13 protein-coding genes and 1 pseudogene are annotated in these 15,136 nt (G+C 65.9%); 6 read left to right on the plus strand and 8 right to left on the minus strand.

Annotated elements, in window-relative coordinates:
- Positions 1 to 80: 80 nt before the first annotated feature.
- From P0086_RS09075 to P0086_RS09085, 3 genes are all read right to left on the minus strand, one after another.
- Positions 81 to 1,187, minus strand: a complete 1,107-nt coding sequence (locus P0086_RS09075) for a PotD/PotF family extracellular solute-binding protein (RefSeq protein WP_112595061.1) — start codon at positions 1,185 to 1,187, stop codon at positions 81 to 83.
- Between the two features lie 34 nt (positions 1,188 to 1,221).
- Positions 1,222 to 2,349, minus strand: coding sequence for an ABC transporter ATP-binding protein (locus P0086_RS09080; RefSeq protein WP_275784801.1), 1,128 nt, complete (start codon positions 2,347 to 2,349; stop codon positions 1,222 to 1,224).
- Between the two features lie 200 nt (positions 2,350 to 2,549).
- Complete coding sequence (locus P0086_RS09085) at positions 2,550 to 3,317, minus strand: glucose 1-dehydrogenase (RefSeq protein WP_275784803.1); 768 nt, start codon at positions 3,315 to 3,317, stop codon at positions 2,550 to 2,552.
- A gap of 121 nt (positions 3,318 to 3,438) precedes the next feature.
- Here P0086_RS09085 and P0086_RS09090 point away from each other — a divergent pair, with 121 nt between their 5' ends.
- Entirely contained in the window at positions 3,439 to 4,548 is a 1,110-nt protein-coding gene (locus tag P0086_RS09090; protein WP_275785258.1) for a histidinol-phosphate transaminase, read from the plus strand.
- A 54-nt stretch (positions 4,549 to 4,602) separates the two neighbouring features.
- Positions 4,603 to 5,264: pseudogene (locus P0086_RS09095) on the plus strand (DUF2726 domain-containing protein).
- Positions 5,265 to 5,277: 13 nt separating this feature from the next.
- Here the strand turns inward: P0086_RS09095 and P0086_RS09100 are convergent.
- From P0086_RS09100 to speB, 5 genes are all read right to left on the minus strand, one after another.
- Positions 5,278 to 6,078, minus strand: a complete 801-nt coding sequence (locus P0086_RS09100) for an ABC transporter permease (protein WP_148656844.1) — start codon at positions 6,076 to 6,078, stop codon at positions 5,278 to 5,280.
- Entirely contained in the window at positions 6,075 to 6,929 is an 855-nt protein-coding gene (locus P0086_RS09105; RefSeq protein ID WP_112595070.1) for an ABC transporter permease, read from the minus strand. Before P0086_RS09105 ends, P0086_RS09100 begins: the two co-directional genes overlap by 4 nt.
- Positions 6,926 to 7,963, minus strand: coding sequence for an ABC transporter ATP-binding protein (locus P0086_RS09110; protein WP_275784805.1), 1,038 nt, complete (start codon positions 7,961 to 7,963; stop codon positions 6,926 to 6,928). The genes P0086_RS09105 and P0086_RS09110 overlap by 4 nt, the downstream gene beginning before the upstream one ends.
- A 228-nt stretch (positions 7,964 to 8,191) precedes the next feature.
- Positions 8,192 to 9,280 (minus strand): ABC transporter substrate-binding protein, encoded by a 1,089-nt coding sequence (locus P0086_RS09115; RefSeq protein WP_112599893.1) that lies wholly within the window; start codon positions 9,278 to 9,280, stop codon positions 8,192 to 8,194.
- Between the two features lie 64 nt (positions 9,281 to 9,344).
- Positions 9,345 to 10,403 (minus strand): agmatinase, encoded by a 1,059-nt coding sequence (gene speB, locus P0086_RS09120; protein ID WP_275784807.1) that lies wholly within the window; start codon positions 10,401 to 10,403, stop codon positions 9,345 to 9,347.
- Between the two features lie 185 nt (positions 10,404 to 10,588).
- On the opposite strand from speB, the gene gcvA reads away from it, so the two are divergent.
- From gcvA to repA, 4 genes are all read left to right on the plus strand, one after another.
- Positions 10,589 to 11,611 carry a transcriptional regulator GcvA gene (gene gcvA / locus P0086_RS09125; protein ID WP_112599891.1) on the plus strand — a complete coding sequence of 341 codons (1,023 nt, stop codon included), beginning with the start codon at positions 10,589 to 10,591 and terminating at the stop codon, positions 11,609 to 11,611.
- A 29-nt stretch (positions 11,612 to 11,640) separates the two neighbouring features.
- Positions 11,641 to 12,816, plus strand: a complete 1,176-nt coding sequence (locus P0086_RS09130) for an aminotransferase (RefSeq protein ID WP_275784811.1) — start codon at positions 11,641 to 11,643, stop codon at positions 12,814 to 12,816.
- A gap of 183 nt (positions 12,817 to 12,999) precedes the next feature.
- Entirely contained in the window at positions 13,000 to 13,458 is a 459-nt protein-coding gene (locus tag P0086_RS09135; protein WP_162702326.1) for a MarR family winged helix-turn-helix transcriptional regulator, read from the plus strand.
- 315 nt (positions 13,459 to 13,773) lie between these two features.
- On the plus strand, positions 13,774 to 15,021 hold the full coding sequence (gene repA / locus P0086_RS09140; protein WP_112613236.1) for a plasmid partitioning protein RepA: 1,248 nt from the start codon (positions 13,774 to 13,776) through the stop codon (positions 15,019 to 15,021).
- Positions 15,022 to 15,136: the final 115 nt, after the last annotated feature.

Below are 15,136 nucleotides of genomic sequence, written 5' to 3' on the forward strand. Positions count from 1 at the left end.
CGCTGTCTTGCGGGGCAGCTTTGCGGGGCGGTGCCCGCAGGGTGTCCCGCCGCGCCGGTCGCGCGGCGGGAGCCTGGGCATCAGCCCTGCATGATTTCCTTGAACTTTGCGAACCACTGGCTCTCGTTTTCGACCTGGATCTTCGAGGAGATGCGGATGAGATGCTTGAAGTCCTCTTCGGTCGTCGGATAGGACGGGTCGCCGACGAGATCGGCCGGCGGCGTCAGGCCGGGCACCACGCCCGGAAGGCCGAGGCCGTCGAGCCAGACCTGCTGGGCTTCCTTGGTCAGCGCATGGTTGATGTACTGCTTGGCCCAGTAGAGTTCGTTCTCCGGCAGGCCCTTGGGGATCCACAGGCCGTCGGTGTCGAACTTGGCGCCCTCCTCCGGCACGACCCAGGCGAGTTCGATGCCGTTCTTCTTGGCTTCGCGGGCATTGGTGGAGATCGTGCAGGCCGCGTCGATCTCGCCCTTCTGGAACCAGGTGGTGAAGTCCGGATCCTCGCCGAGCAGCGGCTGCTGCTCCTTGATCTTGGCGATGAAATCCCAGGCCGGCTGCATGTTGGCGGGGATGTCCTCCAGCTTGCCGCCGCCTGCGACCTGGGCGGGGAAGTGGAAGCCGATGCCGTCGTTGTAGAGCGCGATGCGACCCTTCAGCTTCGGATCGAGCAGGTCCTTCCAGGACTTCGGCGCGCCGTTCGGGAAGGCCGAGGGGCGGTAGGCCAGCACATAGACATAGCCGTAGGTGTTGACGATCGGATAGCCGTCGAGGCCGACCGGCTTGGCGAGTTCGGTGGTGTTCTTCAGGTTCGGAAGATCGGACAGGTCCTCGGTGACGCCGCGCAGCGCCGACTTGGTGGCGTTGGTCGTGGTGTCCCAGTTGATGTGGATCGGCGGCACGCGACCTTGCGCAACGGCGGCCCAGACCTTCGGCTGGATCTCGTTGTCTTCGGTCAGGTCATGGCGGACGGCGATGCCGGTCGCCTTGGTGAAGCTGTCGGAGACGCCGGCCTTCAGGCTGTCGACCCAGCTGCCGCCCCAGGCGCGGACGATGATCTCGGCCGGCTTCTCGGGCTCCTGGGCGAAGGCCTTGCCGGTGCCGAGCGTGGCCGATGCGCCGACGGCTGCCATCGAGGCGAGCAGCGTGCGGCGGCGGATTTCAGTGGTCAGGAATTTATCATGCGACATCGTGCGTTCTCCTCTGGCCGAAACCTTCTCGGGTTTACTTCTTGAAGACATGCATGTCCCGCGAATTCCAGCCGAGGCAGACGGTGTCGCCCGGGCTGAACTGCAGGTGGTTGACGGGATCGTGGTCGAAGACGCGGACGAGCTGGTCGCCGAGATGCGGCACGCGCACCTCGTAGACGATGCGCTCGCCTTCGAAAATGGCATCGGCGACCGTGCCCTCGAGGATGGTGTCGAGGCGGTCCAGCGCGTCCGCGCGCGGGGCGATGCGGATCTGCTCGGCACGCACGGCACCCGCGCAGGCGCCGCCCGTGGCCGGCGCGTCGCCGACCGCGACGCCGGTCAGGGTTCGTCCATGGGCCGTGACGGAGACGAGCGCGCCGTCGCGCGCGGCCACGACGCCCTCGATGAAATTGGTGACGCCGATGAAGTTGGCAACGAAGGTGTTGGCCGGGCTGCGGTAGGCGTGCACCGGTTCGGCCTTCTGCTGGATCCTGCCGCCTTCCATGACGATCACTTCGTCGGAGACGACGAGCGCCTCGCGCTGGTCATGGGTGACGTTGATCGTGGTGACGCCGAGTTCCTTCTGGATGCGGCGGAACTCGAGCTGCATCTCCTCGCGCAGCTTGCGGTCGAGGGCGGCGAGCGGTTCGTCGAGCAGGAGCAGGTCCGGCTCGAACACCAGGGCGCGCGCGATCGCCACGCGCTGCTGTTGGCCGCCGGAGAGTTCGTTGATGCGCCGGCCGCCATAGCCGCCGAGGCGGACGAGCTGCAGATAGCGCTCGACCTTCTCCGGGATCGCACGCGCATCATGGCGGCGCATCTTCAGTGGAAAGGCGACGTTTTCGGCCGCCGTCATGTGCGGGAACAGTGCCAGCTTCTGGAAGACCATGCCGATCGCCCGGCGATGCGGCGGAACGGCGCTGACGGGGCTGTTGTTGATGAAGATCTCGCCGCTCGTCGGCGCGTCGAAGCCGGCGATCATGCGCAGCAGCGTCGTCTTGCCCGAACCGGAGGGGCCGAGGATGGTCAGGAATTTGCCCTTGGGGAGGTCGAAGGAGGCGTTGCGGACGGCGTGCACGTCGCCGAAGGCCATGCCGACGTCCCGGACGGAGACGGCGATGGATTCGCGGGAAACGCGACGTTCGGCGGAAGCGGCTGGCATGGCTGGTCCCCCTGCCCTTGCGGGCTCATGCGCGGCGTTGCAGTTTCTCGGAAGACTGCTCCTTTGCCGCCAAGTTGTCTATACAAATACATACAGAGTGCGTCAACCGCATCTGCGTAAAAAACATGCTGCGGCGCGAAATGCCTTGAATATGGGCAGGACGGGCAAAGCCCGTGCAGGCCATGCGATGTCGTCGCCTCTCATATCGAAGCGAGGTAGCCACCGTCCACCGGAATGCAGTGACCCGTCACATAGGCGGCCGCATCGCTGCACAGGAAAATCACCACGCCGCCGATATCGCCCTCGCCGCCGAAGCGCCCCTGCGGGATCTTCGCCAGCATGCGCTGCTGCCAGGCGTCGTCGTCATAGAAGACTTCGGTCATGGCGGTGCGGAAATAGCCGGGCGCGATCGCGTTGACGCGGATGCCGTGCGGCGCCCACTCGGTCGCCAGGGCGCGCGTGATGCCGAGCAGGCCGGTCTTCGAGGCGCCGTAGGGGACGGCGGTCGGAATGCCGACGAAGGAGGTCAGCGAGCAGAGGTTGACGATGGCGCCGCCGCCGCGCTCCGCCATGATCCTCCCCGCGGCGCGGGCGCAGAAGAAGGCGCCCTTGAGATTGGTGTCGACGATGTTGTCCCACAGCGCCTCGTCGACCTCGAGCGAGGGGCGGACGCTCTCGAAGCCGGCATTGTTGATCAGGATATCGAGGCCGCCGAGCGCCTCTGCCGCCTGCTCGACCGTGGCCATGGATGCGCCGGTGTCGCGCACGTCCTGCGCCAGCGGCACGCACCGCACTCCCGCCTGCTCGACCAGCGCGACCGTCTCGGCCAGCGCCTCCTGCCTGCGGGCGGTCACTGCGACGTCGGCGCCGGCGCCGGCAAGGGCGAGCGCGATCGACTGGCCGATGCCGCGGCTGGCGCCTGTCACCAGCGCGCGCCGGCCGGCAAGGTCGAAAAGGGTGCGGGGCATGGCGGCTCCTTTCATGGCTTGTGGCCGGATCACAACATTAAACGCTTTACATGTCTATACATATGTACAGACTAGGCGGGCCATAGACGACCCTGGAACGACACTCATGGAGAATACCCAAATGGCCGATCCTTCAAGCCCCATTCGCGCAGAGGTTCGCGCCATTGCTCCCTACAATGCCGGGCTCACCATCGACGAGGTCCGCAGGCGCCACGGGATCGAGGTCGTGGCCAAGCTCGGCTCCAACGAGAACCCGAACGGCCCCTCGCCGTCTGTCGCGTCTTCTTTGTCGGCGATCCATGACCTGGCGCGGCTCTATCCCGACCCGAGCGGGCGGGCGCTTGCGGCCGAGATCGCCCAAAGGTTCGGCGTGGAGACCGGCCAGATCGTCCTCGGCAACGGCTCGGAGGACCTGATTGCCGTCATCTGCCGCTCGGCGGTGCGTCCGGGCGATGTGGTTGCCACGCTCTTTCCGTCGTTCCCGCTGCATGAGGACTACACGACGCTGATGGGCGGGCGGATCGACCGCGTCGTCGTGAAGGCGGACCTCACCGTCGACGTCGACGCGCTTGTCGAGGCGGTGCGCCGCAAGCCGCGCCTGCTTCTCTTTTCCAATCCGATGAACCCGGTCGGCGCCTGGCTGACGCCGGCGGACCTTCAACGGGTGATCGCGGCGGTGGATCCGGAGACGCTCGTCGTCGTCGACGAGGCCTATGCGGAATATGCGGCAGGTGAGGACTATCCCTCGGCGGTCGATGTCCTTCGCGCCACGTCCCTGAACTGGGCCGTCCTTCGCACCTTCTCCAAGGCCTACGGGCTCGCCGGCCTGCGCATCGGCTTCGGCATCACGAGTTCCGCGACGCTGTGCGGTTTCTTCGACCGGGCGCGCACGCCGTTCAACACCAATGCCGTCGCCCAGTCGGCCGCGCTCGCCGCCCTCGCCGACACGGCGCATCTCGATCATTCGGTCGCGATGGCGCTGGCGGAGCGGGATCGGATCGGCCAGGCGCTGTTCGCCCTCGGCTACAAGGTGGCGCCGTCGAAGTGCAACTTCCTGTTCTTCGATGCCGGCATGGACGCGACGGTGCTCGCCGAAGCGCTTCTGGCCCGCGGCGTCATCGTCAAGCCGTGGAAACAGCCGGGGTTCGAGACCTTCGTCCGCGTGAGCATCGGCAGCCCGCAGGAGAACGATCACTTCCTGGCGGCACTGAAGGTGGTGCGGGGCAGATGATGCAGATGTGGCTGCATTAACAGCTGTTGCACTTTCTCATGGCACGATATCGGGATGCCAAATGAGATTATTGCTCTGATTGACAAGCCACACCTGTTGATCGCTGTCCTCTTTGTTGGAGCATTGATTGGCATGGCGGTCGAGCACTTTGCGTCTGCCAGATCGCGACGGTTCTGGTGGGACACCAAGCGCAACCACAAGGGTGGCAACGCTCACACTCGGTTCGGAGCACAGATCGGGCCACAGCTTGTCAGGAAAGAAGATGCCGCCGATCAGTTGAGGACAGTAATGAGCGCGGACTTTGTTGTCCAACCGCTCCTGTCCAAGAGCGAAGCCCGAGTGTTTAAAGAACTCGAGCGTATCGTGTCGGAATGCAGCTCGACTTGGCAGGTCATGGCACAGGTATCGCTCGGGGAGGTGCTGCATTGTGCGGACGCGGACGCCTACCGTTGCATCAACTCCAAACGCGTCGATCTGTTGTTGATAGACGGTGACTGCCGGCCAAGGCACGCTATCGAATATCAGGGTTCAGGTCCTACCAGGGAAATGCGGCCGCGCGCGACGCCGTCAAGAAGGAGGCGCTGCGTCGAGCCGGCATCGGTTATCACGAAGTCGTTGCCGGTCTCACGACGCCGTCCGACCTCAGGCGGCTGATCGAAAGGCTCATGGACCAGCCGGCTGCGCGTTCGCAAAGCTCAAAGGGCGAAATCGCCTAGGTAGTTCTCGCGTCTACCTGTCGTTGTTCGCCATCGCTCCCAGCAGCTTCGGCAGGTCGCCGAAGCGGGCGACGAGGCCGAAGATGAGGGCTGCGATCGCCACGAACAGGATCGTCACCGAAGCCATGGTCGGGGTGTAGCCGTAGCGCAGCGCGTTGAAGATCTTGATCGGTAGCGTTTCCATGGTGAAGCCGACGGTCATGTAGGCGACGATGTATTCGTTCAGCGACAGCACGAAGGCAAACGCATAGCCCGAGACGAGGTAGGGCAGGATCAGCGGCAGCACCACGGTGCGGAAGATCGTCCGGTCGTCGGCGCCCATGGTCGCGGCCGCCTCGACCAGCGAGCGGTCGATCGAGGAAAAGCCGAGCGACAGCGTCACCAGCGGCAGGGTGACGAAGAAGATCGCGTGGCTGATCGCCGCCGTCCAGGGCTGGCCGTAGAAGCCGGTCGTGGCCCAGAAGGTCAGAAGTCCGAGCGCGGTGATGACCGGCGGCAGGGTGAAGGGCGCAATGCCGAGCAACTGGAAGATGTTGGCCCAGGGCGCGTGCCGGCGCCACAGGAACCAGGCGAGCGGCAACGCGATCGCGAGCGCCAGCGCTGCCGACACGGCGGCGAGCGTTACCGAGGCGAGAAGCGCGTTGCGCCATTCCGGATTGGTGAAGATCTCGCCGTACCAGGAGAGCGAGAAGCCCTGCGGCGGAAAGGCGAGCGTCTGCTTCTCGTTGACCGAGACGCCGGCGACGACGATCAGCGGCAGCGACAGGAACAGGCCGACGACGCCGAGGAAGAGGCGCTGCAGAAGCGTGGTCATGCGGCTTCTCCCTTGCGGCCGGCGATCAGCGTGAGCGCGACCAGGCCGAGCGTGACGAGCACGAGGAACACGGCCATGGCGGCGGCGAACGGCATGTTCGACTGGTAGATCGCCTGGTCGGTGATCAGCACCGACAGCGTCCAGTGCTGCGGCCGGCCGAGGATCTGCGGCAACAGGTAGGAGCCGAGCGCGAAGATGAAGACCATGATCAGCGTCGCCACGATGGTGTTGCGCAGCGCCGGCACGACCACGGTAAAGAAGGATTTGACCGGCGAGGCGCCGAGCGTGCGCGCGGCCTCCGTCAGCGTCGGGTCGAGCCGGACGAGCGCGGGATAGAGGACGAGCACGGTATAGGGCAGCGCCTGATAGACCATCGCCGTCAGCACCGCGCCGAAGCTCGGGTTCAGCGCCACCGGCTCGCCCATCAGGCCGATCGCGACGAGAAGATTGGTGATGCCGGCGGTGCGCGAGAACAGCGTCGACCAGGCAAAGCCGATGATGACTTCGGAGAGCGACAGCACCGATAGCAGCGCCACCAGCCAGACCACCTGCGTCCTGCGGCGCGCGCGCGACAGAAGATAGGTGAAGGGCACGGCGATCACGACGCAGCAGATCGCCACCGTGATCGCGAGAAACAGGGAAAAGCCCAGCACCTTGCCGAAGAACAGGCTGAGGAAGCGGGCATAGTTGTCGAAGACGAAGGCGGTCGAATAGAAGCCGGCCGGGTCGCGCTTGAAGAACGACACCGCGATCATCGTCGCGAACGGAATGACGAAGAAGACGATCAGCATGCCCGCCGGGAACAGCAGCGGGCCATAGTCGGAAAGTTTCTGCGGCGCCTCCCGTCTCATGACTTCAGCACCACGCAGGCCTCGGGCGACAGCCGGATGCCGACCTCCTGTCCGACGTGGACGTCCGGGCGGGCGTTCGGCATGGAGACGGCGACGATCTGCTTGTCGCCGGCCTCGACGAAGGTCTCGATCGTGCCGCCGAGATCGCGGATGAAGGTGACCCTGGCTGCGATCGCGCCGGGACCGGGGGCCGTCAGGTGGACGTCCTCGGGGCGGACGGACAGGACGCCGCGGGCCAGCCCGGCGGGCGCGGCCAGGCCCTCCACGGCGGTACCGAGGACCGTGACGCGGCCGGCGCTGTCGGTGGTGAAATCGATCAGGTTGGTCATGCCGATGAAGTCGGCGACGAAGGTGTCGGCGGGGCGGCGGTAGATCTCCACCGGGGCGGCGGCCTGGCGGATCTCGCCGCCGTTCATGACGACGACGGTGTCGGCCATCGTCATTGCCTCGCGCTGGTCGTGGGTGACGACGATCGTCGTGATGCCGAGCCGCTGCTGCAACTGCCGCAGTTCGACCTGCATCGCCTCGCGCAGCTTGGCGTCCAGCGCCGACAGCGGCTCGTCGAGCAGGAAGAGTTTCGGCGAGATGGCGAGCGCGCGGGCGATCGCGACGCGCTGCCGCTGGCCGCCGGACAGTTTCGAGACCGGACGGTCGGCATAGCCGGGCAGGTGGATCATCGACAGGAGTTCGTCGACGCGCTTCTTCTGGTCTTCCTTGCCGGTGCCGCGGATGCGCAGCGAATAGGCGATGTTCTCGCCGACGCTCAAGTGCGGAAACAGCGCCAGCGATTGGAACACCATGCCGAGCTCGCGCTTGTGCGTCGGCACGCGGGTGATGTCCGTGCCGTCCAGCTTGATCGCCCCGCCGGTGGGCAGGTCCAGCCCGGCGACCATGCGCATCAGCGTGGTCTTGCCGCAGCCGGACGGGCCGAGCAGGCAGACGAAGGTGCCGTGCGGAACGGTGAGGTCGACATTCTTCACCGCGGTGAAGCTGCCGAATTCCTTGGTGACGTTTTCAAGGGCCAGGCCGGACATGGTTTTCCCGTTCATTCGCGCCGCGCGCTTGAGTAGGTTCGCGCCATCCAATGAATACACTTGGACAGCCCTGCTGCACGGAGCATTTCGTTGCGCAGTCTACACCTCCCCCTTGAGGGGGGAGGTCGCGCGGAACGCGCGGGTGGGGGTGATGCCGCTGCGGACGCCGCGTGTCACCCCACCCCGGCACTGCGTGCCGACCCTCCCCCTCGAGGGGAGGGGTGTTGGTCAGCCGACGATCAGCTCGGTCCACTTCTGGTTCAGCCAGTCGGACTTCGTCTGGTACATGTCGTAGCGCGGGATGATCGGCTCGATGTCGGAGGAGACGGCCGCGAATTCCGCGTCCGTCAGGTCGAGCATCTCGCGCTTGACCGTCGGTGCGGTGCCGACCTTGCGCGACAGCGTCGCCTGGATCGCCGGCTGGCTCATGTAGTCGATGAAGACATGCGCTTCCTCGACCTTCTGCGAGGCGCGCGACAGCGCCCAGCAGCCGGAATCCTGGATGCCGCCTTCCTTCGGGAAGGTCGAGCGGACCGGGTGACCGTCGGCCGCGGCAAGGCCGGTGACGTCGTGATAGTACTGGCCCATCGGGATCTCGCCGGACTTCAGCGCCTGCTCGAACTGCGCCTCGTCGCGATACCAGAGCGCCACGTTCGGCTTGACTTCGGCAAGCTTCTCGAAGGCCTTCAGGATGCCTTCCTCGGTGTCGAGCACGCCGGTGCCGCCCATGAAGGTCTTGGCGGTGACTTCCAGCAGGAAGGAGTTGGAGACGAGGGCCAGCAGGCCGAGCTTGTCGGCATTGGCCGGATCCCACAGCGCCGCCCAGGAGGTCGGCGCTTCCTTGAAGACGCCGGTGTTGGTGACGAGGGTGATGTACCAGGCGACGGCCCCGATGCCGGCGACGCGGCCATCCGGATACTTGTTGACGAAGCGCTCGATCAGGTTGGCGCCGTTCTTGATCTTGCCCATGTCGAGCGGCGCCCAGAGCTCGGTCGCCTGGCCCTTGAGCATGGCGACCTGCGACATCATCGAGACGTCGGCGGGCGCCTGGCCGGCGCGGGCGGCCTGCTCGAGCTGGACCAGCCATGCCTCGCCGGTCGGCTCTGCGACGGATTCGACGGCGATGCCGGTCGCCTTGGTGAATTCGGGGAAGATGTTCTTGTCGAACGAATCCTTGAAGTAGCCGCCATAGACGCCGACCTTCAGGGACTTCTCCTGGGCGCGCAGGATCGACGGCATCGCCAGCAGCGATGCGCCTGCCATGCCGGCGCCGAGCACGCCGCGGCGGCTCAGGGTCACATTGAGGATGTCACGCATTGTCTTTCTCCATTCTGCACCCGAGGGGTTCGGCCGCCGGGTTGTTCCCATATTATAGTGCAAGTCAAGCCTTTGCGCCGACCGAAGGGCTGAACACCATCAGGCTCAGGATCTCGAACAGAACCTGGGCGCCGGCATGCGCGGTGTTGGTGGTGGCGTCATACTGGGGCGCGACCTCGACGACGTCGCCGCCGACGAGATTGACGCCCTTCAGCCCGCGCAGCAGTTCCAGCACTTCGCGAGTGGTCAGTCCGCCGATTTCCGGCGTGCCCGTTCCGGGTGCGAAGCTCGGGTCGAGGCTGTCGATGTCGAAGGAGAGATAGGTCGGTCCGTCGCCGACGACCGCCTTCGCCTTTTCGATGATCGCGGCAATGCCCATGTCGGTGATCTCCTCGGCATGGATGACGGTCATGCCGGATTCATAGGAGAATTCCCAGAGGTACTCCGACGAGCCGCGGATGCCGATCTGGATCGTGCGGGTCGGGTCGAGGACGCCGTCGAGCACGGCGTTGCGGAACGGGCCGCCGTGATGGAACTTGGTGCCGTCGAAGGAGCCGCTCGTGTCGCAATGGGCGTCGATGTGGATCAGGCCGACCGGCTTGTTCTTGCCGACCGCCTTCATGATCGGGTGGGTGATCGAATGGTCGCCGCCGACCGCGAGCGGGATCACCCCGGCGTCGACGATCTGGTTGAAGCGCTTCTCGATGTCCTCGTGGCTCATCTCCAGCCGGTAGCGGCTGCGGAAGGGGACGTCGCCGATGTCGGCGACGCGCAGGTCCTGCACCGGGGCGCAACCCAGAACGTGGTTGTAGGGGCCGATCCGCTCGATCGTGCGCATCGCCCGCGGTCCGAAGCGCGAACCCGGCCGGTTCGTCACGCCGAGATCCATCGGCACGCCGGTGATGGCCACCTGCAGATTGCCGAAGTCGGGGTTCTCGGCCTCGACCGGCATGTGCGGGGCCGCGAGGAACGTCGGCACGCCGGCATAGGGCGCCAGCCGCGTGCCGCTCTTGGAAAAGATCTTGTCGGCGACCTTGCGGAAGGCCGGATCGAAAATGTCTCCGCCGTGCCCGTCGCCGAATTTCTCGCGCAATGCCTGGAGCTTGCTGTCGTCGAATGCCATCGTCCGCCTCGCTTCTGGTCGCAATGGGGCAAGCGGGGGAGCCTGGTCTGGTCGCCGATGATGTCGTTCCCCCGGGCTTTTGCCCTTGTTTCCGTGATTACGTCGCAAAACGGCTGGAAAATCAATTGACAATGTTATAGGGTTTTACGTGAGAAAATTTCACATGTGAATCCGCTTCCGCCACCATGTCGAGCCGACTGCCGCCCCTCAATCCGTTGCGCGCCTTCGAGGCGGCCGCCCGCCGCGGTTCGGTCACGGCGGCGGCGCGCGAGCTCAACGTCACCCACGGCGCCATCAGCCACCAGATCCGGGCGCTCGAGGAGTCGCTCGGCGCCGTCCTGTTCGAGCGCGGCGGCAAGCGGTTGAAGCTGACATCGCAGGGGGCGCTGCTGCTGCCGGCCGTCACCGAGGCCTTTGGCGGCATTGCGGCGGCGACCGCGCTGATGAAGCGCCCGGCCACGAGCGGCTCGCTGACGATCACCTGCGTGCCGGCCCTTCTCTCGCTCTGGATCGTTCCGCGCCTCAACCGCTTCACCGAGCAGTATCCCGACGTGAAGCTGAGCCTCGTCGCCTCCAACGAGCCGGCGCAGGTCTTCTCGCGCGACGTCGACGTGTCGATCCTCTATGGCGACGGCAACTGGCCCGATTGCTGGACCCGCCTCTGGAGCCACCTGCGGCTGTTTCCGATCGCGAGCCCGACGCTCCTCAACAGCAGGCCGCTGCGCTCGGTGCGCGATCTCTCCGACCACACGCTGCTGCACGGGGACCGGGACGGGCGGGAGTGGAACACCTGGTTCGCCGCCGCCGATGCGGTCGACCTGCCGCGCGGGCAGCAACTCTTCACCAGCGATGCGCGCCTGTCCACCGAGGCGGCCGTGCACGGGCAGGGTATCGCGCTCGGCGATACGATCACAGCCGCCAACCTCATCGCGCGCGGCGAACTGGTCGTGCCGTTCGACCTCTCCGTGCCGGCCAACGACGCCTTCTATGTCGCCTGCCGGCACGAGGTGCGCGCTGCGCCCATCGTCAAGGTGTTCATCGACTGGCTGTTCGCCTCGCTGCAGGAGGACGGTCTGCCCGGACCGCAGACCTCGGCGCGCATGCTGTTGCGCACGCGCGGCGGACGCGCCGGCGAGGGCTACCAGCCGGTGTCCTCGCCGCGCACGCGTCCGCACGACAATACAAGAAAAAGCAGGACACGCGCTTGACGCGCTCCCTCATCGCAAGGACCGATCCCATGCCCAGATTCAATCCCCTCGTTGCGAACCTTGCCGCGCCGCCCATCCCCACCGTGTTTTCATGGGGCAGGAGCTATGACGGCCGCAGCGGGCCGCTGATCGACCTGTCGCAGGCGGTCCCCGGCTATCCCGCCCACCCGGAGATGTTGCGCCGGCTTGGCGACTATGCCGCCTCGAAAGCCTATACCGGCTACGGCCCGATCGAGGGGGAGAGCGTGCTGCGCCAGGCCTATGGCGCGCATGTCGCCTCGGTCTATGGTGCAGCACTCGACGCGGAGAACATCCACATCACGGCCGGGTGCAACCAGGCTTTCATCTGTGCCGCCATGGCGATCGCAGGCGCGGGCGATGCGATCCTGATGACCGATCCCTACTACTTCAACCAGGAGACCACCCTTGCGATGCTGGGCGTCAAGGTCCGGCTGGCGGCCTGCGATCCCGACAACGGCTTCCAGGTCGATCTCGCGGCGATCGAGGCGGCGATGGCGCCGGATGTGCGCGCGCTGGCGCTCGTCTCGCCCAACAACCCGACCGGTGCGGTCTATTCACCGGAGCTTCTGTTCGCCGTGTTCGATCTCTGCCGGAGCCGCGGCGTCTGGCTCATCCTGGACGAGACCTATCGCGACTTCCTGCCGGAGGCCGGTGTCCGCCCGCACGCCCTGTTCGAGAAGGCGGGATGGCAGGACACGCTGATCGGGCTCTACAGCTTCTCCAAGTCCTTCTGCATCCCGGGCCATCGGCTGGGCGCCATCACCGCGAGCCCGGCGGTCGTCGAACAGGTGGCCAAGGTGATGGACAACGTGCAGATCTGCCCGCCGCGCTCGGCGCAGGTGGCCGTCGCCGAGGCGCTGCCGCTTCTTTCCCAATGGCGCGAGGACAACCGCCTGGAGATCGCCCGCCGCGCCACGGCGCTGCGGGAGACGATGGAGGGGCTGAACGGATGGTCGATCGGCGCGGTCGGCGCCTACTTCTCCTTCATCCGCCATCCCTTTGCCAACAGGACCTCTGCGGAGGTTGCCGAGCGGCTGGCGAAGGAGGCGGGCATCCTTTGTCTGCCGGGCAGCTATTTCGGGCCGGGACAGGAACGCTATCTGCGCTTTGCGTTTGCCAACGCCGATGCGCCGACGATCCGGCTCCTGCGGCAGCGGTTGCAGGAATTCGGCGATCCTGCCTGAGCCGGTTCGCACCGGCCGCCGCAGTCTCGCATCGTAAAAGGCGGGGCGGCTGGCGGTAGGCCGGAGGGCCACAGGAGCATTGTCGTTTATCCCCAAGCGGGTGCCCCCTACTCCGACTTAACATATTGCCAACCGCCTCGATTGAGAGGACCCTCACTTCCGGCAATGGCGAGGAGGCGCCTGATGGACACCGCGGTGGAAGTCATCGGACAGGAGGAACTCGACAGTGCCTGGATCGAGCGAAGCGTCCTGTTCCAGATCAAGCGTTCCCAGTCGCTCCTGGCGCGACGTTTCCAGACGCGCTTTGCCCCCTTCGGCGTCACACCCAGCGAATACGGTGTCCTGCTTTTGATCGCCACCAACCCCGGCCGCAAGCAGACGGAGATCGCCGACGCGCTCGGCATCCAGCGCGCCAACTTCGTGCCCCTGATCAATGCGCTGGAGCGCAGGCTTCTGACCGAGCGCCGCCCCGCCCCGCAGGACAGGCGCTCGAACGCCTTGTACCTCACCCCTGCCGGCGAGGCGTTCGTCGAAAAGATCTGCCAGGCCGAGGCGCGATTCGAGGCCGAATGCACGGCCCAGCTCGGCGGGCGGGAAGCCCGCGAAGCCTTTCTCCTCCTGCTGTCGCGGCTTTCCATCTGATGACCGGGCTGGCGCCTGAGCCCGGCCTTTGGCCTTAAGCCGAGGAAATGATTCCGTTTCCGGCCGCGCTCCGGCTTGTGCTTCCGCCGAATAGACCTTGACGGCAACCGGGAATCGCCGCACCGTCCCTAACGGAAAACGATACCCAATTCGGTTTTCCCCGTAACCTCGGCCTTCGCCTGTTACATTCGGCCCGTGACGTATGCGTGGGGCGGCAACAGGGCAATGCCGAAAAGTCTCTCTTCCGGTCAGGGCGGCGGGGCGGCAAACGGGCGGGGCGCAACCGGAATTGGGCCGGATTTGGGAAGGACGCGCATGGCCATGTCGCCGAACATGACGACGGGTGCGGAGCCGACCGCCGACGAGGCGATCGCTTCCGATGCGCGCATCCTGTCGGCCCAGCTCAAATCCATGCGCGAGCGCTTCTTTCCTCCGACCGCGCGCAAGGTGTTGCGAAGCTTCACCTCCGGCGAGGCTGCCCGGCTGATCGGTGTTTCCGACGGCTATCTGCGCCAGCTCTCGCTGGCCGGCGAGGGACCGCAGCCTGAAACGGGTCCGGGCGGGCGCCGCTTCTATTCCCTGACTGACATCAATGCGCTGCGTGCGCACCTGGCCGACCAGGCGCTTGCCAAGGGCAATAGGACGAAGGCGCGCGCCTATCGCAAGTGGCGCGACGGCGCCAGCGGCGAGCACCTGCAGGTCGTCGCGGTGACGAACTTCAAGGGGGGCTCGGGAAAGACGACCTCGGCGGCACATCTGGCACAGTATCTGGCCCTTGCGGGCTATCGCGTGCTTGCCGTCGACCTCGACCCGCAAGCCTCGCTTTCGGCCCTGTTCGGCTACCAGCCGGAAATCGATCTCGAGGGCAACGACACGCTCTACGGCGCGATCCGCTATGACGACGAGGCGCGGCCGCTGAAGGACATTATCCGCAAGACCTATTTCGACGGGCTCGATCTCGTTCCGGGAAACCTGGAACTGCAGGAGTTCGAGCATGTGACGCCGCGGGCGCTGGCCAGCCGCCAGACGATGGCGCCGGGGCAGCCGCTGTTCTTCGCGCGCGTGCACGCAGCGCTGCGGACGGTGGAGCAGGACTACGACGTCGTCGTGCTCGATTGCCCGCCGCAGCTCGGTTATCTCACCCTGTCGGCGCTCTGCGCCTCGACGTCGGTGCTGGTCACCGTGCATCCGCAGATGCTCGACGTCGCCTCGATGAACCAGTTCCTGTTCATGACGTCCGATCTCCTCGGCGTGGTGCGCGAGGCCGGCGGCCGCCTGAACTTCGATTTCCTGCGCTATCTCGTCACCCGCTTCGAGCCCAACGACGGGCCGCAGGCGCAGATCGTCGGCCTGATGCGCTCGCTCTTTGCAGACCGCGTGCTGACCTCGCCGATGGTGAAGTCGACCGCCGTATCGGATGCCGGCCTGACCAAGGAGACCCTCTACGAGGTGGGACGGGAGAATTTCACCCGCGCCACCTATGACCGGGCCATGGAAAGCATGAACGCCGTCAACGCCGAAATCGAAGGCCTGATCTTGCAGGCCTGGGGCCGCGGCACATAGCAATTGCGTCCGGTCGCAGACGATCAGCGGCCGGGCATGATGAAGCAGAAACAGGAAAGGATCAGAGCAAGAAAAAAGGCCTCCAAAACGTCGCCGCTCCGGAAGCCCTCTTCAA

Source organism: Mycoplana sp. MJR14 (assembly GCF_029210525.1).
Classification (GTDB): Bacteria; Pseudomonadota; Alphaproteobacteria; order Rhizobiales; family Rhizobiaceae; genus Mycoplana.

Coding starts and splice junctions, on each gene's coding strand:
- speB (WP_275784807.1), bottom strand. CDS start 10,403: ATGGCATTCGACGACAGCAAGCTCCAGGCATTGCGCGAGAAATTCGGC.
- P0086_RS09075 (WP_112595061.1), bottom strand. CDS start 1,187: ATGTCGCATGATAAATTCCTGACCACTGAAATCCGCCGCCGCACGCTG.
- P0086_RS09115 (WP_112599893.1), bottom strand. CDS start 9,280: ATGCGTGACATCCTCAATGTGACCCTGAGCCGCCGCGGCGTGCTCGGC.
- repA (WP_112613236.1), top strand. CDS start 13,774: ATGGCCATGTCGCCGAACATGACGACGGGTGCGGAGCCGACCGCCGAC.
- P0086_RS09080 (WP_275784801.1), bottom strand. CDS start 2,349: ATGCCAGCCGCTTCCGCCGAACGTCGCGTTTCCCGCGAATCCATCGCC.
- P0086_RS09090 (WP_275785258.1), top strand. CDS start 3,439: ATGGCCGATCCTTCAAGCCCCATTCGCGCAGAGGTTCGCGCCATTGCT.
- gcvA (WP_112599891.1), top strand. CDS start 10,589: ATGTCGAGCCGACTGCCGCCCCTCAATCCGTTGCGCGCCTTCGAGGCG.
- P0086_RS09105 (WP_112595070.1), bottom strand. CDS start 6,929: ATGAGACGGGAGGCGCCGCAGAAACTTTCCGACTATGGCCCGCTGCTG.
- P0086_RS09110 (WP_275784805.1), bottom strand. CDS start 7,963: ATGTCCGGCCTGGCCCTTGAAAACGTCACCAAGGAATTCGGCAGCTTC.
- P0086_RS09100 (WP_148656844.1), bottom strand. CDS start 6,078: ATGACCACGCTTCTGCAGCGCCTCTTCCTCGGCGTCGTCGGCCTGTTC.
- P0086_RS09135 (WP_162702326.1), top strand. CDS start 13,000: ATGGACACCGCGGTGGAAGTCATCGGACAGGAGGAACTCGACAGTGCC.
- P0086_RS09085 (WP_275784803.1), bottom strand. CDS start 3,317: ATGCCCCGCACCCTTTTCGACCTTGCCGGCCGGCGCGCGCTGGTGACA.
- P0086_RS09130 (WP_275784811.1), top strand. CDS start 11,641: ATGCCCAGATTCAATCCCCTCGTTGCGAACCTTGCCGCGCCGCCCATC.